Annotated in this window: 1 protein-coding gene; it reads left to right on the forward strand. The window is 53.2% G+C overall.

What is annotated here, in order from left to right:
- On the forward strand, positions 1–477 hold a 477-nt coding region (locus AB4Z23_RS28400; RefSeq protein WP_441361296.1), incomplete at both ends, for a type II toxin-antitoxin system HipA family toxin.

A 477-nucleotide genomic window follows, 5' to 3' on the forward strand; every position in this document is an offset into this window, starting at 1 on the left:
CCCCTTAGGCGACGAGCAGGGTTCATATATCGCCAAGTTTCCATCGACATCATTTCCCGGTGTCTCGGAAAACGAATTTGCAAATCTCGCATTGGCCGAAGCGATTGGTATGGACGTGCCGGAACGCGAGCTCGTGGAACAATCGCAGTTCGAGGGTATCCCGGAGGAGTTTGAGACATTGTCCGACGGCAAAGTCCTCCTCGTCAAACGTTTCGATCGCGTTGCCGGTGGTGAACGCATCCATATCGAAGATTTCGCACAGGTATTCGGCGTCTATCCGTCTCGAAAATATGAGGGGGCCTCATATCATGATATCGCTGTGGCTATTGGGGTCGCCGTTTCTTCAGCTTCAGCCCTCGAGTTCGTCCGACGACTGGCTTTGGCAGTCCTGACAGGAAATGGCGACATGCACCTCAAGAATTGGTCGCTGATTTATTATGGGAAGGGCAACAAGCCGGCACTCGCCCCAGTCTATGA

Origin of the sequence: Agrobacterium sp. MCAB5 (assembly GCF_052114365.1) — a bacterium.
In the GTDB taxonomy this organism is placed as follows: Bacteria; Pseudomonadota; Alphaproteobacteria; order Rhizobiales; family Rhizobiaceae; genus Agrobacterium; species Agrobacterium tumefaciens.